21 protein-coding genes and 1 pseudogene are annotated in these 20,164 nt (G+C 39.4%); 4 read left to right on the top strand and 18 right to left on the bottom strand.

All coding sequences use genetic code 11. The features are described 5' to 3' along the window. Positions 1-205: 205 nt before the first annotated feature. The 13 genes and pseudogenes from iaaH to ABLB96_RS11230 form a co-directional block, all read right to left on the bottom strand. A complete protein-coding gene (iaaH, locus tag ABLB96_RS11290) occupies positions 206-1,666 on the bottom strand; it encodes an indoleacetamide hydrolase (RefSeq protein ID WP_348897962.1) in 1,461 nt (486 codons plus the stop codon). Between the two features lie 92 nt (positions 1,667-1,758). Further along, complete coding sequence (locus ABLB96_RS11285; RefSeq protein WP_348897961.1) at positions 1,759-2,478, bottom strand: helix-turn-helix transcriptional regulator; 720 nt, start codon at positions 2,476-2,478, stop codon at positions 1,759-1,761. Positions 2,479-2,678: 200 nt separating this feature from the next. After that, positions 2,679-3,107 carry a hypothetical protein gene (locus ABLB96_RS11280; RefSeq protein ID WP_348897960.1) on the bottom strand — a complete coding sequence of 143 codons (429 nt, stop codon included), beginning with the start codon at positions 3,105-3,107 and terminating at the stop codon, positions 2,679-2,681. A 198-nt stretch (positions 3,108-3,305) separates the two neighbouring features. Continuing rightward, positions 3,306-3,674, bottom strand: coding sequence for a hypothetical protein (locus tag ABLB96_RS11275; protein ID WP_348897959.1), 369 nt, complete (start codon positions 3,672-3,674; stop codon positions 3,306-3,308). Between the two features lie 106 nt (positions 3,675-3,780). After that, positions 3,781-3,912 (bottom strand): hypothetical protein, encoded by a 132-nt coding sequence (locus ABLB96_RS11270; RefSeq protein ID WP_348897958.1) that lies wholly within the window; start codon positions 3,910-3,912, stop codon positions 3,781-3,783. A gap of 360 nt (positions 3,913-4,272) precedes the next feature. Further along, complete coding sequence (gene acpA, locus ABLB96_RS11265) at positions 4,273-5,859, bottom strand: acid phosphatase (RefSeq protein ID WP_348897957.1); 1,587 nt, start codon at positions 5,857-5,859, stop codon at positions 4,273-4,275. A 118-nt stretch (positions 5,860-5,977) separates the two neighbouring features. Further along, complete coding sequence (locus tag ABLB96_RS11260; RefSeq protein ID WP_348897956.1) at positions 5,978-6,211, bottom strand: hypothetical protein; 234 nt, start codon at positions 6,209-6,211, stop codon at positions 5,978-5,980. Positions 6,212-6,253: 42 nt separating this feature from the next. Continuing rightward, a complete protein-coding gene (locus tag ABLB96_RS11255; RefSeq protein ID WP_348897955.1) occupies positions 6,254-7,648 on the bottom strand; it encodes a methylenetetrahydrofolate reductase C-terminal domain-containing protein in 1,395 nt (464 codons plus the stop codon). 73 nt (positions 7,649-7,721) lie between these two features. Next, positions 7,722-8,489, bottom strand: coding sequence for an NUDIX domain-containing protein (locus ABLB96_RS11250; RefSeq protein ID WP_348897954.1), 768 nt, complete (start codon positions 8,487-8,489; stop codon positions 7,722-7,724). Positions 8,490-8,547: 58 nt separating this feature from the next. Further along, positions 8,548-10,041 carry a nicotinate phosphoribosyltransferase gene (locus ABLB96_RS11245; RefSeq protein WP_348897953.1) on the bottom strand — a complete coding sequence of 498 codons (1,494 nt, stop codon included), beginning with the start codon at positions 10,039-10,041 and terminating at the stop codon, positions 8,548-8,550. Positions 10,042-10,052: 11 nt separating this feature from the next. Then, positions 10,053-10,937 (bottom strand): phosphoribosyltransferase family protein, encoded by an 885-nt coding sequence (locus ABLB96_RS11240; protein WP_348897952.1) that lies wholly within the window; start codon positions 10,935-10,937, stop codon positions 10,053-10,055. Positions 10,938-11,120: 183 nt separating this feature from the next. Continuing rightward, positions 11,121-11,225 (bottom strand): annotated as a pseudogene (locus ABLB96_RS11235) (sulfite exporter TauE/SafE family protein); the annotation flags it as partial. Between the two features lie 77 nt (positions 11,226-11,302). Next, entirely contained in the window at positions 11,303-11,899 is a 597-nt protein-coding gene (locus tag ABLB96_RS11230) for a TetR/AcrR family transcriptional regulator (RefSeq protein WP_348897951.1), read from the bottom strand. Positions 11,900-12,079: 180 nt separating this feature from the next. On the opposite strand from ABLB96_RS11230, the gene ABLB96_RS11225 reads away from it, so the two are divergent. Genes ABLB96_RS11225 through ABLB96_RS11215 form a run of 3 tightly spaced genes read left to right on the top strand, consistent with a single transcriptional unit; the run spans position 12,080 to position 14,946 of the window. Then, positions 12,080-13,132 carry a sugar phosphate isomerase/epimerase gene (locus ABLB96_RS11225; protein ID WP_348897950.1) on the top strand — a complete coding sequence of 351 codons (1,053 nt, stop codon included), beginning with the start codon at positions 12,080-12,082 and terminating at the stop codon, positions 13,130-13,132. A 19-nt stretch (positions 13,133-13,151) separates the two neighbouring features. Further along, the gene (locus ABLB96_RS11220; protein ID WP_348897949.1) at positions 13,152-14,051 is read left to right on the top strand and encodes an alpha/beta hydrolase; all 900 of its coding nucleotides are present in this window, start codon (positions 13,152-13,154) and stop codon (positions 14,049-14,051) included. Next, positions 14,035-14,946: an alpha/beta hydrolase gene (locus ABLB96_RS11215; protein WP_348897948.1), complete on the top strand. Its 912-nt coding sequence runs from the start codon at positions 14,035-14,037 to the stop codon at positions 14,944-14,946. The genes ABLB96_RS11220 and ABLB96_RS11215 overlap by 17 nt, the downstream gene beginning before the upstream one ends. A gap of 78 nt (positions 14,947-15,024) precedes the next feature. Here the strand turns inward: ABLB96_RS11215 and ABLB96_RS11210 are convergent, their stop codons facing one another. Then, positions 15,025-15,834, bottom strand: coding sequence for a sulfite exporter TauE/SafE family protein (locus tag ABLB96_RS11210; RefSeq protein ID WP_348897947.1), 810 nt, complete (start codon positions 15,832-15,834; stop codon positions 15,025-15,027). Between the two features lie 98 nt (positions 15,835-15,932). Between ABLB96_RS11210 and ABLB96_RS11205 the strand changes: the two genes are divergently transcribed. After that, entirely contained in the window at positions 15,933-16,721 is a 789-nt protein-coding gene (locus ABLB96_RS11205; RefSeq protein ID WP_348897946.1) for a helix-turn-helix transcriptional regulator, read from the top strand. Here ABLB96_RS11205 and ABLB96_RS11200 read toward each other — a convergent pair. Genes ABLB96_RS11200 through ABLB96_RS11185 form a run of 4 tightly spaced genes read right to left on the bottom strand, consistent with a single transcriptional unit; the run spans position 16,716 to position 19,997 of the window. Beyond that, entirely contained in the window at positions 16,716-17,207 is a 492-nt protein-coding gene (locus ABLB96_RS11200; RefSeq protein WP_348897945.1) for a GNAT family N-acetyltransferase, read from the bottom strand. The genes ABLB96_RS11205 and ABLB96_RS11200 overlap by 6 nt on opposite strands. Then, the gene (locus ABLB96_RS11195; RefSeq protein WP_348897944.1) at positions 17,204-17,968 is read right to left on the bottom strand and encodes an ABC transporter ATP-binding protein; all 765 of its coding nucleotides are present in this window, start codon (positions 17,966-17,968) and stop codon (positions 17,204-17,206) included. The genes ABLB96_RS11200 and ABLB96_RS11195 overlap by 4 nt, the downstream gene beginning before the upstream one ends. Beyond that, positions 17,965-18,975 carry an iron ABC transporter permease gene (locus tag ABLB96_RS11190; protein WP_348897943.1) on the bottom strand — a complete coding sequence of 337 codons (1,011 nt, stop codon included), beginning with the start codon at positions 18,973-18,975 and terminating at the stop codon, positions 17,965-17,967. Before ABLB96_RS11190 ends, ABLB96_RS11195 begins: the two co-directional genes overlap by 4 nt. Before the next feature lie 2 nt (positions 18,976-18,977). Then, positions 18,978-19,997, bottom strand: coding sequence for an ABC transporter substrate-binding protein (locus ABLB96_RS11185; RefSeq protein WP_348897941.1), 1,020 nt, complete (start codon positions 19,995-19,997; stop codon positions 18,978-18,980). Positions 19,998-20,164 lie beyond the last annotated feature (167 nt).

The raw sequence follows: 20,164 nt of genomic DNA, 5'->3' as shown, positions 1-20,164 counted from the left end.
ATAAATATTATATTTTCTCAAATTAACAACAGTAAAACTGACAAAATTTGTAAATCCAGCAAGTGATAATTTGTTTAATAAATAAGCCATTATAACAAGTAAAATGGCTTATAATTTTTCAGATACGTACAGACTTACAAACAAATTTAAACCTATTATTAAAAGACAAACAAACCTTTAAAAATAGCAGTTTAAGTAATGGTTTTTATTTATTTAAACCCTTAAAAATTTCTTCTAAAGTTACTCCTATCGCAAGCAGCTCACTATCTTGGTGAGCTAGGCCATCTATTTCAAATCCAACTGGCAGTTTTGATTTCGCACCCTTTCCTATGGGTAAGCTCAGTCCCGGTATTCCAATATTACTGCCGGGGTCTGTGTTTCGCATTAGTGTCTGGAAAGTTTCTATTAAATAGACTTGTTCGTTTGCTAGTGGTGCAACAATTGGTGACGTCGGAAATAATAAAGCATGTAAGTTATGCGCTTTAAAGGTGTTTTGGTAGAGTTCAATCAACTGTGGCCGAGCTTCATTAATGGCTTTTTCATACAAAGGTAAAACAGGAACAATTTGCCCCGTCGGATCTAGAGTTAACTCAGGAAGAATATTCAGTTTAAAAATTGCTTGTACATCTGGGCTTGAAATCTGATCGACTACAGCCTCTATGGTCAAATTTACCTGATGATCTTTCAAATATTGAATCAGATCATATTTGCCTTCATAGATGGCCACAGGAAATGAAACCGCTTGATTGAGCTGTTCTAAATTCGGCATATCGACAGGAATAATTTCGACTCCAGCATCTTTTAAAAGCTCAAGCGCAATATGCGCCTGCTCATGAACGTCTTCATCTAAATTATTCCAAAAATATGAATTGATACCGAGCCGAATTTGATGAGGTGGTAATGGTTTTTTTCTTGGTTCTTGAGTAATAAGCTCATCAATTAAAATAATATCCGATACGGTATGCGCTATGGGGCCAGCGGTATCCCGAGTATGTGAAATTGGGGTAATACCGTCTTGTGAATACCGTCCTACCGTTGGACGAAAACCCACACAACCATTTAATGCACTCGGTAATCTAATCGAAGCGCCTGTGTCTGTGCCCATAGCAATCGGAACCATACCCGCGGCAACAGCTACCGCACTACCCGAAGAAGATCCGCCCGCAATATGTAATGGGTTTACGGCATTTCGTATACCCACCACGCCCTCTATATGCATGGCAGTATTATAACCTGTGACCCCAAAGGCCAATTCGTGCATATTGGCTTTACCAACAATAATCGCGCCGTGATCAATCAGTTTTTGAATAACGGGCGCAGAAGTTTGAGGTCTAAATTGAGCTAAAGCTGGTGTACCTGCACTATTTGGGAAACCTGCAACATGAATATTATCTTTAACCGCAATTAAAATACCCATCAAAGCTGGACATGGTTTTCCACTGAGTAGGTATTTATCCCAATATTGAGCTTGTTGAATTGCCGAAGCCTTATCTGTGCTAATAAATGCGTTTAAGGATTGCTGTTTTTCAATCGTATTGAAGTAATGATGCACAAGCTCTTCACAAGATACTTTTCTCTCTTGAATCAATTGAGTAATGAAATCTACTGAGGCATTTGATAGATCAAGTGATTCGATCCAGTTATTTTTTTCATGTGTATTTAACATAGTAATTTTGAATCCATTTAAGTTGTAATTTTAGGAACTTAGTATAAATTGCTCATTCATTCGCATCCTCAAAATTGAGGATTGCTTAAACTTTAATGTTGAATAAGCAACGCCATTTCAGTGCGATTATTGCAGCCGATTTTTCTCATAGAATTGTTCAAATGAGTTCTTAATGTGGTAAAACCAATACCTAGTAAATTTGCCACGTGTTTATCACTTAAGCCTTTAGATACCAAGCGAACCACTTCTTGTTCACGTGAAGTTAAACCGTATTGGGTTGATAAATCTGCTGGTAAGGCTTGAGTAAAATAAGGCTCAAGTAGGTTTAATATTCTTTTTTCACGGTCACCAAACGTATCGGCGTCTTTCGCACGCCAAATGCGTAAATCACCAATATCCATGCCATTTCGGACAAAGTAAATATTTATACCGTGATACAAACCATAGGCTCTTAAAAACTCATTGTAATACGGTGTTTTTTTAAGGTCAGCTAGAGGCATGACTTCATTTACAAATGTCGGTTTCTGGAGTTTACGAAGCTGTGCAGTAATCGGATCTGCAAATTGCCAAACACTCTCATAGTCCTTCATGGCTTTTGGGTCGATTTTCCATATCACGCCTTTTTTCGATAAGTTATGCGCTGAATCCCAAATATAAGATGCAGCGAAATCGGCCCTTAATAAAATGGCAATATCTGCAATGATATTTTCACGTAAATTGTATTGCCCTTTCCCTGAGCCAAGTTTCCATAATATTTCAGAAAACAAGGTGAACTCAGAGGGGCTTAAATCTTGTTCTAAAAGTGCAGTCATAGTCTGCCTATTTAACGAAATCCATCGATTTTTAAGAAGATCGGTTAAGTGCTTCTTTTGAGCTTATTCTTATGACCGATCTCATCCTTTTCTATAACATTTATGCGCAAATATTAAAATAATTTTAAAGCATAATTCCTAATAACACTTTTCCCTGAAACAAATTATACTTTTTAGCTATTGAAAGTCTTCCTCTGAATTTACTTGTCGAATAAATACAGAAGGCTTCGATCAACTTTTCTCGATTTTCTTTTTTGCTCCATTAGCTTTTCATATTCTTCTTCTGAAATTACTTGTCTATTAGGTGTAGATTCAATGTGCGGTGAATACCCTCTATAATTATCAAACTTATTTTCTCTGTAATATTGTGCTTTATCATAATCAGTCATATTGGACGTCTGGAATAGAACATCTTTATTTCGCTCAGCCTGTCTAAAAACTTGATTTATACGATCTATTTTTTGTTGGTTTGATGACTCGAAAAAATCAAAATTATTACTACTCTTATTATTTTGAGCTTCTTCATCTTTAGCAATTAAGATTGAAGGTTTTTTTTCAAAAAAATCATCAGCACTGCATACTGGGCTAATAATCAATAAACTTATAAAAGATAATAATACTCTACCCATAAAATTAATATGCTCATTACAAAATATTGGAATACGTAAATTTTATATAACTTTAATAAAAAATCTATTGCTCCATATCTTATTTTTTTGGTGCATCGTCTACTACTAAATAAACTTGTTTAGCTTTTAGAAGCTATAATAAAGCCCGAATATGCGAGCTTTTCTAAACAGAGTCTTTTTATTTTTGAGTTTTAGAATTTATATTGGCTTATCAAGAAGCTCACCAGATAAAAATTTATAGAAAATTCTTTGTCTGTAGCCACTGATCATCATTTCTTTTTCAAAGTCACTTTCTTTGATATTTTCATTATTAACTTCAATTAAAATTTTATCTAAAACTATTTCAAATGCTGATTTTGAACTTTCAGAATTAAACTTATGTATTTCCCTGAATTTTCTGAGTACTTCTTTTTCATCACTTAAAGTTACACCTGCTTGTCTCCTTTCCATAACTTTTTCTGCTTGTATGCTTATACGTTCACACGATGTTTGAAGGTTAGGAATATCCGAATATGCCATACAACCATTTGAAAAGATGATACAAGCTAATAATAAATATCTTTTCATTTTTAATCTAACAATTTAATTTAAGGTATATTATCAAAAACATCAGATATTTATAAATAAAAAAACTCATAAAACGAAACCCACTCATTGAGTGGGTTTTTTATTACTAACCATTTTGCCTGAGGTGGTCTTGGAACTCTTGGTCGTGTATTTTGTCATAATTAACAGGGTCATAAACGCATCCAGTTAAAACAACAATTACAGCAAGTGCAGCAAGTGCAGCAACCAACTTTTTCATTGAGACAGCCTTTTCTTTTAACGCAAAAGATTTGCTTTAAGTATACTCCTACGCGATCGTTTTTATTGGACATAATTAAGGCAAACAATTGTTATTTTTAAAATTATCGCTCTGCTTTAGCATATCTTCTGATTTTTTAACAAAATCAAATCAAGGAGTAATAAAAAACTTAAGTCTCAAATTTTTCTAAAAGCTGGTTTTAGTCTCAATCGGTACTATTGACCTTAAAATATAAACCTAACCGAATGGGAAGCTTTTATAACTATGCCAGCCCCCATGCAGCCATGAATCTTAAAACTTCAGATAAGTTAAAAGAAAACTGACATTAAATTTTTAATGTCAATGCAAGTATTCACAGTATTAATTTTTAGTAAAATCAAACGCATTAGTCAGGTCACCAGTCGCTTGACGGAAACCAGCTAATGGTTTCAAGTTAAAACGTTTGGTAATGAATTTCAGAATAGACGCAGTGTCATAATAGGTGTGATCCACAAATCCTTTTTTAGCGTACGGAGAAATCACAACTGCAGGGATACGAGTACCGGGACCAAAACGATCACCTTTAGGCGGTGCTACGTGATCAAAGAAACCACCGTTTTCATCTGTAGTAATAATCACAGCCATATGACCCCATTGTGGGCTTTTTTGCAGTGCTCCAACAATTTTTGCAACTTCTGCATCAGAACTCTGAATATCTGAATAACCAGGGTGAGCATTGATGTTACCAGCCGGCTTATAGAAAGAAACTGCTGGTAAAGTACCAGCTGCCGCATCAGCATAGAGATCAATTGCATCTTTTAAGTGAGCAGAACGCTCATTTTGACCAGACGTTGTTGTTGGATCAAAACGAGTATAGTAGTTGAATGGTTGATGATGTGGCTCGAAGTCCTCTTGACCCGGTTGTTCAGCCCAGATGATTTTGTACGGATTAGCAGTAGTACCGATATTCGGTGAAGTACCTTCTTTCAAAGCATCATTCCAAGCACCAGCATACCATTTCCAGCTAATACCGCCATTACTCAACGTATCACCAATAGTAATGGTCTTGCTAGAATCAATTGGAGGCAATACTGGATTGTTCGGGTCGGCTGGGTTGGATAGCATTGGGTTAGCACCCGGTGCAGCTGCAGAAGCTGAAGGTTGATAAGGAGGCAAAATGGTATTCACAGCATAGCCATCATCAGTATATTGGCCATCTTGGACAAACTTAACTTGACCATTTTGTACACTACTTGGTGGTTTAGCAGAATTAATTACTAGACTAGAACCACCTGGTGTAGTCACTATGGCACGCATGTTAGCAGGTGCTGCCGGGTTATAGGGTGCGCAAGCACATATAAAATATTGGTGGTTTAGGAACGAACCACCAAATGCTCCCATGAAGAAATTGTCAGCCAGTGTATATTGCTGAGCTAGTTTAAATAGGTTTAGAGCTGAGCCATCGTAGGTGCCCATAACCAGACCACCACGGTTGGAGTAAGCAGCAAACATATTATTTGCTCCACCATTGATCTGCATCTGATTTTGGTAAAAACGGTGAACAAGGTCAGGACCAGTAGCAGATTGAGGAAGACTAACTGGGGCAGCATCAAGGCGGAAAGGTGCGTTCGTTAATTTACTGACTAAACCCAAATTTGGATCGGTTTCACTTCCCCATACTGGAGGCAATGTTGTCAGCGTTGTTTTGCCATCAAAATCAACCTGTGCATTGGCACTTGTGTAGTTATTTATACCGTTAGCACCTGGAAAGTTACCGAACAAATTATCAAATGAACGGTTTTCCAAATAAATCACCACCACGTTTTGTACTTTACTAATATCATTAGGTGCTACCGAAACACTAGTGTCACTTGATGATTTTCCTACATGACAGCCAACCAGAAACATAGGTCCGATGGCCAAAGCAGCCACCAATAGTCCTCGCATCTTTATAGTGTATGTTTTCATTATAAGCTTTCCTTAATCAGACTAAATTTAAGAGTATGTCAGTCTCCTGACTACAAAAATTAATAGCTAAATAAGTAAAGATAATGACCAAACCAACAAATATCCGACAGCAGAATTACTAATAGAGTTTTGCCATTTTCAACACGCCCTGAAAATCGACTATAGAAACTTTTTCTGCAAGTTTAAAATAAGCTTTGTCTTTGATTATCAAGGTAAATGGTACCATGCCTGTATCATGTAGTTTTAAATAGACATCACCTGTAACAGGACGAATCTCTTTTTCTGTTTGCGGCATTTGTTGATTTTCGGACACAGTAATTGGCAGCAATACCTTGCTGTTTTGTGATTGCATCAACGTTAGTTTGGGTTTTAGGACCATCCAAGGCAGGTAAATTCAAGCCTCAGTTGCTAAATACCAATTTTTCCAAGAACTGGTTCCTCTCTTTTCAATCGGCACAGTTGGAATGAGTTTTTCTTTTAATACTTCGGTTTGTTCAAGAGCTTTTGCAAGTCTCGCTTTAACTGAATGAATACATTCACGGTCACCAAATTCGCAGCGGTCTAAAGTTGTCCCGCCACAAGGTCCATTGGCTAAACCTTTTGGACACGTTTCAGGGCAAATATATAAAGTGTCACCTAAACGGCACTGACCACAGCTCTCACAGCCCACGAGGCTATGTTTACTCAGCACTTCGGTTTTAAGTAATGCTTTGGCAACCAAGGCATTTTCCCAAAAAGATGCTTTAAAAATAAAGCGCCCCATACCTTTGGCAATTTTTGAACCAAACAACGCCTCATGCATCACATGTAACTGGCGATATTTAATTAATTGTTTAGACGTAGGCGAATGTGAAAAGCTAGAAATTTCAGGCGCAAATTCTTTGCCTGTGGTGACTTGCCAAAGTGAGTTCCAAAGCTCTTCTAAGGCTTTAAGCTCCAAATGGCGATATTGCTCGACATAGCTTTCAAGCAACATTTGCTCTTCGGGCTTATGGCAAGCAGATAAATGAATTCCAGCAAATCCCAAATATTTACATATCAAAATTTGCAAAGCACAGCGTAAATAAACACGGTCGGTATGCCCTGCTTGTTTTTCATCTGCTAGAACTTTTAGCATGTGCGGAGTAATCACAATACCGGCCACTTTATGTTTCACCATAAAATTGGCGCGTGCCAAAGTCAGTGGCATGACACAAGCGAGTATTTGCTGTGAATAATGATGCTTGGTTAAAAATAATTTGGCTTGTTTTAAAGCTTCAATGTCATAGCCCAATTGGGTAATGATAAAGTCAGCACCTGCTTTAATCTTCTTATGCAGTTTTAAATACTGCGCATCACGCTCAGCTTCAACATATTTAAATGGATTAAAAGCAACGCCAATACGAAACCCACCATGTTGCTTAGCTGCCATCACGGCGTTTACCGACTCTAGGTAACGACTACGAAGCTGTCCATCTCGACCATTATGATGTTCTTTAAGTTTATCACCTGTAAGCAATAACAAGTTTTGAATATTGGCTGCTTGAGCTTGTTCTAAAAAGTACTCAAAGTCTTGTATGTCTCGCGCCTTACCTGAAAAGTGTAAGACTTTATCGATTGAGTCAGGGTAACTTTTGCTGGCATCAAGTGGCGCAATATCATGATCTGAATGTACGCGATCTGCCAATGTCATTGCAGCCGGATATCCTGCAAACTCATGTTTCACAGGATAAATTTCATGCAGTGAAGTGAGATATTCCACTAACACAAAAAACTGGTTTTGCTGGAAGCAGGAAGAAGCGTGTGACATAGGCAAAGTGCTGATCAAAACATGACATCAATCATAAGCGCGGCATTATAAATCAAAAGTGCATCAATATGCGCTAGTCAGAAAGCTCAATGTTTTGCTTATCTTCACCCTCTTTATTTCTGGGTAATTCAAGTGAGCGTGGAAATATAAAATCAAAAGAATCGAGTGCGTAGCGGTAAAGCTGAGCTGGGCGTTTGCCCACAATTTTACTGTGGTTGGTTTCTTCAACAGCGCCAGCTTCTATCATTCGGCGTCTAAACGCTTTTTTATCTAAGGATTGCCCAAGAATAATTTCATAAATAGTTTGCAACTCAGTCAGTGTAAACAATTCAGGCATAAGACTGGCTGGCAATGCGGTATAGCGAGTTTTATTGGTGAGACGCTCTAAAGCTAAGCTGAGCAATTCATTGTGATCAAACGCTAATGCTAAGTCTTGTGCTTTTGCTACGGGCACCCATTCACTGTATTCAGCTAATGCTTGATGTTGGTAGGCATTAAAATCAATTAAAGCAAAATACAAAATGGTCACGGCCCAACCACGCGGGTCACGTTTAGCATTGCCGACAGAGGCAACTTGTTCCAAGTAAGGCGAAGCAATTCCTGTTTTTTCGACTAGCTTACGATAAGCCGTAGCCATCAAGTCTTGATCATGGGTTAAATCGGCAAAACCGCCTGGTAAAGCCCATTGATCTTTGGCTGGAAAGTTTGGGCGCTTAATAAGTAATACCTGCAACTGACCATTAAATACCGAGAAAATAGCCATATCTACAGTGAGTAAAGGTGCGTCATAATCTCGGCGATCATAACTGGCAAGGAATTCTTGTTCAGTTTGAATAGTCACGTTCAGCCTCTTGATAAAAATGATGAGCCGATACAGATAACGACTCATCTAAACTCAGTTATACGATGGATAAACGTTCACGAATTTGATCCAAAGTACACTCATATTGAAGTTTACCATTTTCAAAGACTGTTTTTAGTGCTCCGCCTTGTTCTTGTTCGGCTGTTTGCTCATCAAACAAGGTAAAACCATTTTCACTTTGCTCTATACGTAATAGACCTTTCGCAGATTTTTTTACGCCTGAGTCAGTTATTGGGTCTTTAAACAACTCACGGCCTATACCATTCACTTGTCCCCAAGTCGCTTTAACAGCAAACCCAAAAGTATCGCGAGTTAAGTAGTTATAAGTAAAGCTGCCTATACCAAACACCAAGTTGTTTGAAGCAAAGCCTTTGGCTTCAAGTCCTTCTAAAATACGCTGCGCACGGTCTAGAGTAATTGAGTCGCCATAAATTAAACCGACACGCTCATTCAGTACTTTATAGCCATAGTCGGTTGTTGTACCACCAAACACTTCCCATAAACATTCAACTGCACCTTTGTAGGCTGGACTTCCAACTTCTGCCCCTGGGTCACCACAAATGATTTTAACAGGGTCACCAGAGTCTGGACGGAAAACCAATTTAGCCAAGCCCAAAGCATTCGGTTGTCTCGCCAAAATTTCAGGTTTTAACGCTACTGTAAACTCAGTAATCACTCGCCAAAAATCCCAAGTATCAGACACCACACTAACCACACCAGACGGATAAAGTTCACAGATTAAACGCTTAAAGGTTTCTAGCTCACTGTCTTCTGTACCCATACACATCACACTGTGTTCGGTTGCAGGTACAGACACCCCAATGACACCTGTGGCATTGTAATATTCTTCTGCGTAGTCAATTGAAGCAACCGAGTCTGTTCCAATAAAACTGGTTAAGTGACCCACACCTGATTGTGCAGCATCATAAATTCCGCTCATACCACGGCTACTAAAATCGTGTCCTTGCACAGGTACAAAATCAAGTGGTGCGCCAGTTTTTACGGCATATTGCGTTAATAAGCGTTTGTATTCGTAGGCAATTGTCGCCGTAGTGCAACTTTTCCAAAGCTCAGCACTTAATACAGTTTCAATATAGTTCGTTAACCAAAAGAAACGCGGGTCGGTATTAATTACGGTGAGTACAGGTACACGCATATTGACGCGACTGCCTTCCGGCAAGGCTTTAATGCGTAATGGTAAATAGCCCAAGTCGTGTAATGCTTCAATGTGATCAACCGGTACAGCACCTTCACCTAATGAACTATCCATACGGCGTTTATATGCAGCCACTACCTTGTCTTTAGGTTGTTTGAAAAAGCCTTCATTCCATGTATCACTTAAAAAGTGTTTGATAAAACCCTGAAGCCCAAAAAACACAACTTTATCGTCGAAGTCAGGTAGCATTTTTGCGAGGCGAGATGAACGCGGCGTAAAGTTGGCATACACGTACTCTGTGCCTTCGGGATACTGACGTCTGTGATCAGCTTTATAAAAATCGATAGCGTTTAATGGATTAAGTTTAATAGTCATCTTTGTTCTCTTTATTCTGCTGCAAAAGCAATTACTGAAATTTTGTCTGTTGGTTGTTGTGGAAAGCTGTCTGAGGTAAATAGTTGATCTAACAGCCCATCAAAAACCTCTATTCCTTTACTGAAAATACCGTGGGTCACGTATAGAACGACCTTATGGCAATTGAGGCGACGGAGTTCTCTGGCAATACCAATAAAGGTTGCACCGCCGTCACAAATGTCATCGGTAATGACCGCAGTTAATCCTGATAAATCAGTCGCATGTACATGCGTACCTAAAATTTTGCCAGTCACTGGGTCGCGTTTTTTATCACACTGAACAATAGTGATGGGTTGTTTGCGGTCGCGATTAAAAGCATCTGCAACCATTTGTGTACGTGCTTTTGCGCCTTTGTCTGGGCAAATCAGCACGGTTTTTTCATCTTTTAACAATGTGCTCAGCGCTTCACTCTTTTTGATGATGTCGACTGAACTCACATTTACCACTTCGCTAAAAGAAGTATTGGCAGTGAGCAAAGCTGTTGTTACTTCACTATGGCAGTCCCAAACAGTCACCTTGCCTTGTTTGCCCACTTTTTTGTCGGCATTGATATTGAGTAGCTTCGTCATCACATCGAGTGAAAATGCTTGGCCGACTGCACAAATACGGTCCTGACGTGCATATGGAAAATATGGAATTTCTAGGTCAACGGTTAAGCCTTGAGTCAGCAATATATTTTCAAGTAGTAAATAATCCATCACATCGTGAGTTGAGGTCATTTGAGCGCGTACCAAAACCGTGCCAGATAGTGAATTCAACACTTTCTCATCAAGTTGAACATGACGCTCGCCACCAGAAAACTGCGTGAATTTCACTGGAACTTCGTTTCTTGCCGTATCTAAAAGCTGGATAGCCATATCATCCTCTTTTTGTCTGATGACCTTCGATGAATATATAGTGGCATAAAGCCACTATATATTGCAAGTCTATTTTTTAAACTTTTTTCAAAGCCATTTAAGACATAAAAATTTGTAGTTTTAGAGCAATTAAATATTCGTTTTTTAATAAAAATTATTATTTAAGATTTTTAAATTAAAAAATTAATTTATGATTAACATGACAAACAAAACCCCTATCAAAAGTAATGGATACAACTTTGCACGCCATAAATCCGGTAGTTTTGATATAAATTTTTCAATAAAAAAAGGAAACCATTTAGGTCTCCTTATACTCTACACACATTGGTTAACCCGAATCAGAGTCTTGTTGATATGCCTCTGAATTAGGTTGCCAAATATCGATCAAGGTTCTGTAAAGCAAAGCTGATTACTGTCGCTAACTCTTCTCGCGAACATCCATCTCTTGCTTGAACAGATAATCCATGCAGAATAAGTGCGTAATATTGCCCTAAGGTTTTAGGGTCAGCCTCTGCCATCAATTGACCGTCTGATTTTGCTTGAACAAATCGATCGACCAGACTTTGGCCCCGTGCAATACGCTGTTCTTTCATCCATTCTAAAACAGCTTGGTTTTCTTCGCCTAGCACGCTCGCTGCTGACACCACCATGCACCCATAGGAATGGTTGGTTTGCGTGTAAAGTGCTAGCGCATCTTGAAATAATTGGTTTATTGCATCCTTAATATTTTTTTGCTTTAAAGCATTTAGCGCGAAATTACCTTCATTTTTTTCGTAGTGATTTACGGCTTCTCTAAACAAGGCCTCTTTTGAGCCAAACGCTTTATAAATTCGAGCTGAGGCAATCCCCAAAACTTCAACTAAATCTGACATTGATGTGCCTTCATAGCCATGAAGCCAGAAAAAATCTCTCGCTTTTACGAGGGCTTCTTCTCGATCAAACTCTCTTGGTCTGCCAGCCATAATGACCCTTCATCAAACTTAGTACGTGTTTTCATTATTATTCGAAAAAAATATTTTCACAAATAAATCAAAGAGATTTATTCAAAATAGTCCTGTTTTGTTTTGATTTTCAAATAAAAAGTTGTTTTTCTAAAAAATTAAGCCTATTGTTTGTCGATCGACAACTAATTAGATTTTGTTATGAAAACTATCAAAGGCCCAAGTATTCATCTTGCTCAATTTAGTGATGATGTTTTCCCTTTTAACCGTCTAGATGATATTGCTGCTTGGGTAGCAAACCAAGGCTTTGAAGCGGTACAACTTCCTGCTTGGGATAAGCGTTTATTTGATGTCAATTTGGCAGCAGAAAGCCAAGATTATTGCGATGAAATATTAGGTACTTTAAGCAATCATGGCTTAAAAATTAGTGAGTTAACGACTCATATTTTTGGGCAATTACTGGCTGTGCACCCTGCTTATGACTCAATGTGCGATAACTTTGCCCCATCTCATTTGCATGGCAATTCAGCAGCCAGAACCGAGTGGGCAAAACAGCAAATGCTCGTTTCAATTCAAGCATCTGCCCGTTTAGGTCTTAAAGACATGGGGACATTTTCAGGCTCTTTGGCGTGGCCTTATGTATTTCCATTTCCTCAAAGACCGTCAGGGCTTATAGAAACGGCGTTTGATGAATTAGCACGTCGCTGGCTTCCTATTTTGAATGCTTGTGATGAACAAGACGTAAACCTTTGCTACGAAATTCATCCCGGTGAAGATTTGCATGACGGCATTACATTTGAAATGTTTTTAGAGCGGACTCGCAACCACCCACGTTGCCATATTCTTTTTGACCCAAGCCATTTTGTTTTGCAGCAACTGAACTATGTGGAATATATCGATATCTATAAAGATTTCATTCGCATGTTTCATGTTAAAGATGCCGAATTTAATCCAACAGGTCGCCAAGGAATGTATAGCGGCTATCAAAACTGGGGAAATCGAGCGGCTCGATTCCGTTCTACGGGTGATGGTCAAGTTGACTTTAAAGCGATTTTTTCCAAGTTAGCGCATTACGACTACGAAGGCTGGGCAACGTTGGAGTGGGAATGCTGCCTGAAAAATAAGGATGATGGCGCACGCGAAGGTGCCGAGTTTATTAAGCAAAATATTATTCATGTCACCGATAAAGTGTTTGATGACTTTGCTGCTGCCCCTGTGAATCAGACTCAAATTAATCAGTTATTAGGTATTTAAGGAATCGTAAGAGATCAACATGAAAACTCAATTATTCAATGAAAACTCACATAACGAATTCCAACATCATTACATTCACATCGAGAGTAAAAAATTACACTACGTGACCTTAGGGGAAGGTCCAGTTGTATTGCTTATTCCGGGTTGGCCACAAACATGGTACGCGTGGCATAAGGTCATGATTGAACTAGCGAAACAGGGTTATCAAGCCATCGCAGTTGATTTACCCGGAACTGGAAATTCAGCTCCACTGGATGGAAGTTACGATACGGGGCGTATCGCTAAAATTTTATCGATGCTCATGACTGAACTTGAATATCCAACTTATTCGGTTGTGGGGCATGATATTGGGATGTGGGTTGCCTATGCACTTGCATCTGACTTTCCTGAGTCAGTGACTCGTCTTGCTGTAACAGAAGCAGTGATTCCTGGTTTAGCGCCCGCACCTCCTATTTTTGTTGAGCCGAGTGAAAATATTTTTCTTTGGCACTTCATGTTTAACCAAACCCTTGACTTACCCGAAGCCTTAATCGCGGGCCGCGAAGATACTTATTTAAATTATATGTTTGATAAATGGTCGTGGCACAAAGATAAAGTGGCAACTGAAACTTATATTGAAGCCTATAAAATTCCGGGTCGTTTAACGGCGGGTTTTAATTATTACCGCTCTATTCCAGAGACCATACGTCAAAATAAAATCAGAGAAACGAAAAGTTTAGACATGCCAGTTTTAGCCATAGGCGCTGAACATGCCACAGACAATGCGCCTTATGAAACGATGAAAAAGGTTTCACCGCATTTAACCAGTGCGATTGTAAAAGACTGCGGTCATTTCATTATGGAAGAACAGTCAGAAACATTTAGTTCACTCATTTTAGATTTTTTACAGCAGGAAAAAAGCGATGCCTCTACTTGCTGAAATTGAAAGCTGGCTTAAGTCCAGACCAACCACACAGGCTGTAAACTCGTTACAAGAACTAAGGGAGCAAGTAAACAAAGACATTATTAATCAGCAAGGTATTCAGCATGATGCAAGCTATCAACAAAGTTTGTATGTTGCTGTGTCAGATGATGCCGAAATTGAAGTACGTGTTTATGTTCCCTATTCGCTCGAAAATGTTGAGCAACGGCCTGCTTTAGTTTTTGCACATGGTGGCGGTTGGTGTCTGGGAAGTCTAGATGCATGGAACCGCACTTGTCGGTTGTTAGCAGAATCTATTCAACACGTTGTATTTTCTGTGGACTATCGCTTGGCGCCAGAGTTTAAGTTCCCAACACCCTTAAATGATTTTTTTACGGCATTACGCTATATTCATGAGAATACTTCACTATTTGGAATTGACTCAAACCGTATAGCTGTAGGTGGAGATAGTGCGGGCGCAAATATAGCGACCGCTGCATGTCTAATGGCAAAACAACACCCAGAAATTAAGGTGAGCCATCAACTTCTTTTCTACCCTGCCTTAGATGCCACAATGAGTAGCAAATCTTATGACCAATATGCCGAAGGTTATGGTTTAGAGTCATCCACAATGGTTTATTGCTGGGATCAATATGTGCAAGATGAAAGTGAAAAACAGAATGAACTTGTAAGTCCGTTACTCGCTCAGTCTTTAGATGGACTGCCAGATGCGACCATTTTTGTGTGTGAATATGACCCGGTTCGAGATGATGGTGAAAGATATGCTCAAAAACTGTGGGATGCAGGTATTCAGGTGAACTTTCATTTGTTAGACGGAATGATTCACGGCGCGATTCACATGACAGCAATTACCTCAGAAGCAAAAGCGATCTATAGTAAAATTGCACTATAACCATCTATTCATAGCTAGCATTTATAAATACGTAGTATGTTGATTTATATGTGCTAGCTACGGTAGTTAAATCAATAATTAACTGCTAACAAGCATCACGAACAAAACCAGCATTAAAAGTAGCGGATACAATCTTGCCCGCCATAAATCAGGTAGTTTTGAGATAAATTTTTCTGAAAAATATAGCCCGATCCATGTTCCAGCAACTAAGAATAAAGCAGCTTCAAACCAGATTAGACCGATAAATCCACTAGGTGCCCATCCAGATTGCCATACCGACAACACACAGTAGGTCAACGTTGCAGTTAAAGACAAAGGCAACGTGAGAATGTTGGCGATAGCCGCAGCCTCTGCCATAGAGCTACCACGCCGCCGTAATAACGGAACCGTCATGACACTTCCGCCAACTCCTAAAAGCGCTGCAACCCAACCAATTATTCCGCCTTTAATAAGTTCGCTATTCTGACCATAGTTTTGCTTTTGTCTTGATGCCACCATAAAGCCTGGTCGGTAATAACAATCTAGAATGGTTATAAACACATAACCCATAAATATCCAGCGAAGCCAGTTTCCATTAAACAATGAGGCCATTACCGCACCAACAATTCCACCAAATGCGATACCACCCCATAAAAAACGGATCTTTTGCCAATCTATGTGTCCAGACCGATAGTGCCGAAAGGTTGCAAAACTTGCCGAGCACAGCATAACAAAGGCGGATGTGGCAACTGCAATTTGCATAGCATGTACCCCCACCATACTTTCATTGCTCCACTTTTGAATAATGACTGTATAAAGCAAAGGTACAGCAACAAAACCACCGCCAAAACCAAATAACCACGTGGTGAAGCCCGAAAGTAGTCCAAATAAAAATAGCTCATATAACATGATCATCTTCCTCATCTTTATAGAGGCATGATATAAAATAGCCCCATGGCAAACTAAAGTAGAAAAGCCATTCTTTTATTTATTTCAGCCAAAAATATATGCGTAATATTCCAATTAACGAGGTAGATCATCTACCGCAAGTGGTTCTGGCTTTAGGGTCAGACTATCCTGCTGATACTTTGTTAAATACACATAGCCATCGCCGTGCACAGTTTCTATATGCACCCGAAGGCGTAATGAAAGTTGAAACCGAAGATGGTCAATGGCTTGTCTTGCCCTATAGTGGTGTGTGGATACCCGCTGGCAAACCACATCAGGTATGGTTATCTAAAGTCAGTACTTATAGTTTGTATATAGAGGCGGATAATGCGCCAAGACAGGCAACATATTGTGAAGTCGTACAAGTTTCACCGTTACTGCATCAACTGCTCATTCAGGCAAATCAGCTACCTGTTGACTACCAACGAGCAAGTCGTGACGGCGCTCTTATCGATTTATTGTTATATGAATTAGAAGATGCACCAGCCCTGCCTCTGTTTATTCCGCTGCCTCATCACACATTACTCTCTAAACAGTGTGCTGAGTTTATGAAAGAGCCTAATATTCATAGTAGCCCTAAAGATTGGGCACATAACCATAATAAAAGTGAGCGAACATTTCACCGTTGGTTTAAGTCTGAAACGGGTATGTCCTTTCAAGCATGGCGTAATCGGGTCTGCATCATTTATGCTTTAAACGCCTTAAAAGCGAATATCTCCATTACCGAAATTGCCTTTAGTTTAGGCTATGAGCACTCAGCAGCTTTTACCGCTATGTTCAGTAAAATTATGGGCTATCCGCCTACCCATTTTTTAAAAAAATTTCATACTCAGAATGAAGCGCTATAAAGATTTAATCATGTGAATGGTGTCATAGGTCTCAATCCACTCACGTTTAATAACCTCAAAGCCTTGTAAACACCAAAACTCTTCAGCCGCAGGCAAAAATGGATGGGTATGCAAATACAAACTAGTAATTCCGTTGTTTTTTGCATGGCTAAACAACATTTTACATAGCATGGTTGCGATGCCATTACGGCGGTATTCAGGTAATACAAATAACTTAACCACCTCAACCGTATTAAGCGGCAGATTTAAATCAAAACGATGGTCATACGCCCGATAAGCAATGGTGCCAATAATACGGTTTTGGTCTTTTACCGTAATAAAGCAACCCAGTGGATCATGGACATAATGCTGCTCAAAATTTTGTAAATCTTTGGGAACTTGCCCATGATAGATTTCTGGGAATAACAACTGTCTTGTATAAAGTGCAAACTCTACCGCTGACTCATAATCAGTTTTGCCCACTAGCTGATAATTCAACATATTCATAGCCAAGAATGATCGGGTATCACAATGGTTTTGTCTTGAATCATGGCTTCATGGAACTCGACATCATAGACACTTTTTAAAAACTTCGGATCGGTGGTTCGTGTTTTAGACTCAGGCTTAACCACCTCATGTTGGCGCATAAAAAACAGATGATCTGCAAATAAAAAAGCCAAGTTAGGATCATGCATAATCGCAATCACCGTAAAATTTTGCCGCGATAACTGACGTAATTTTTTCATTAAATAAGACTGATAATAAACATCTAGATGATTGGTTGGCTCATCAAGCAAAATGACTTTCGGAGCTTGCACTAAAATACGGGCAATCATGACCAATTGCCTTTCACCACCCGATAACTCAGTATAAGGACGGTCACGTAAATGCTCGATGTCTAAATCAAGCAAAGCTTGGTCTACACGTTCCCAGTCTGATTTTGAAGGACGATAGCGGCTAAAAGCAGCACGCCCAGTAATCACTACATCTTTAACCAAAAATGGAAACACGGTTTTATGAAACTGCGGTAAAAAGCCGAGTAAGGCTGCCCGATCTTTTCCTTTAAAGTCCGATAGTGGTTTTCCAGAGTAACGAATCAAGCCATCTTTTACGGGTTCTAGGCCCGCCATCAATTTAAAAAGTGTCGATTTTCCGCAGCCATTGCGCCCTAAAATGACGGAAAACTGATTTTCAGGAAACTCCAGATGAATATTTTTGAGAACCTGTTTGTGCCCATAGGCATAATTTAACTGATCAATTTGAATCATGCCCAATGAGTCCTCTGTGTTTTCATTAATAATAAGAAAAATGGCGCGCCAAGTAGCATGGTAAAAATACCAATTGGTATTTCAAACGTCAGTAAAACCCGAGAAAAGTTATCAATCATGAGCAGAAAACTACCGCCCAAAACCATATTGGCAGGAATACTGTAGCGGTGATCTGGCCCAACTAACATTCTCACAATATGCGGCATAAACAGTCCATATAAACTAATAATGCCTGCCGCAGCCACAGAAGTTGAAGTACATACAGTCACCAGCGCAATTAAAATAAGCTGTTCCCAACGTGGGTTGACACCCACCGCCTGCGCTTCTTCGGCCCCGAGTGCCATTAAATTTAAGCGCCAACGCATCGCAAATAATCCGGCAAGCCCAATACAAATTGGTAGCACGGCGTATTGAACCTTTTGCCAAGAAGCCTGATGTAAGTTGCCCATAGTCCATTGCACAATGGCTTGTAGTTTAAATGGATCGCTTAAGTATTGAATAACCGTAAGTCCCGCCAAAAACAACCCCGAAACAATCATGCCTGATAAAATTACCATGACTAAAGACGTCTGACTTTCATGTTTTTGATATGCAAATAAATACGTTAAGGCAACCGCACAAACGCCAAAAATAAAGGCAGGTAGATTGGGTGAAAGCCAATTTAAAGAAAGTGCCAAAGCTGCACCGAACGCCGCGCCAGATGAAATACCGAGTACATACGAATCAACTAAAGGATTACGAAACAACGCCTGCAAGCCGTTACCCGCGGTTGCTAATGCCGCTCCCACCATAAAAGTCAGTAAAATTCTAGGCAGCCTGACATTGACCAGAATGTTTTGCATGAGCCTAAACTGTTCAGCATCAAAATACGGCATACCAGAGACCGCTTGCACGCCCCACAGCACATAGTCCCATGCATTCAACGTTTGTGTCGGCCCTATCAACAGCGAGATAAAAATCATGATGACGGGTAACGGGTAAAACCAGTAATATTTCAGTTTTTCCATATTCATTGCACCAACGCTTTGGCAAGCTGCTCACCATACAACTTGGTTAAAATACGCTGTTGTAAAGCACTTACAGGTAAATCGGACTGCTCAGGATAAATACTGTGATTCAAATAAATCGCCGTAATAATAATTTTGATGGTGTGCGGGTTATATATAAATGCAGGACTCAAATTGAATACCTTACGGTTTTGTACAGCGCTTAAGCCCTGTAGTTCTTTTCGTTCATAAATCAGTTTCGGGTTGGTATTCCAAAGCACAATATTGTCAGGGTTCCATTCAATGAGGGTCTCGGGGTTTACATTAGGCTGGTTAGCATCCGTTTTAACAATGTTGTAAGCTCCTGCCAGCTCAATAAAATCATTGGTAATCGACTGACGTCCAGAGGTAGAAAAAATACGTCCTCCTGACCACGCATAGTAAATCGATTGTTTGTTTGGCTGACGTGCTGTTTTGGCTGCAACTTCTGCCACAATTTCATCAGAGAAATTTAAAATGTCTTGAGCACGTTTTTGGGCACCACTCAGAATAGCGATTTCAGAAAGTTCCTCTTTCACTTGCTGGTAAGTACCTGACTCCATGACATATACAGCAATACCAAACTGCCGTAACAGTTTAATCGTTTGAGTCTGCCCGCTTCCCAAAATCACCAGATCCGGTTTTAACAACACAAGACTTTCAATATTGGTTGCATTGGCACCTTGCGAAGGTGTGGCAAGCTGTTTATTGGCAATGCGTTGATCTATTTTTGAATAGGCATTAAATAACAATGGTTGGATGTATACTTCGGCTGGTATACCAACCACTTTATGACCTTGCCCCAGCATATATAGACCATCTAAACCCGACTCAAATAGAGAAACGATTCTTTGAGCAGGTTTAGCTACACAGACTTTTGTATTTGTACTATCAAAAACGCATATCGAATGGGCTACTGACTTTTCTTTAGTTTTTTCACTTTGTTCAGGTGAAGAACATCCATATAGGATGAATACAGCGAGTATTAATAGCCATAATCTCATTTCGGCAACCGATGCACAAAGGTGGTGCAAAATAAAAAGATGTGTCTATTTAGTGCATTTTTCATGTGAAAAAAACACCATAATGGCGCAAGACGGATTGAATCATCATTTATATAGTATTAAATCAAATGCAATGAAGAATATAAGTATGATTAAGCAATAAGGAT

It is taken from the genome of Acinetobacter sp. XH1741 (assembly GCF_041021895.1).
Taxonomy (GTDB): domain Bacteria; phylum Pseudomonadota; class Gammaproteobacteria; order Pseudomonadales; family Moraxellaceae; genus Acinetobacter.
The sequence above is the reverse complement of the archived record's forward strand: the minus strand, read 5'-3'. Positions and strand labels throughout refer to the sequence as shown.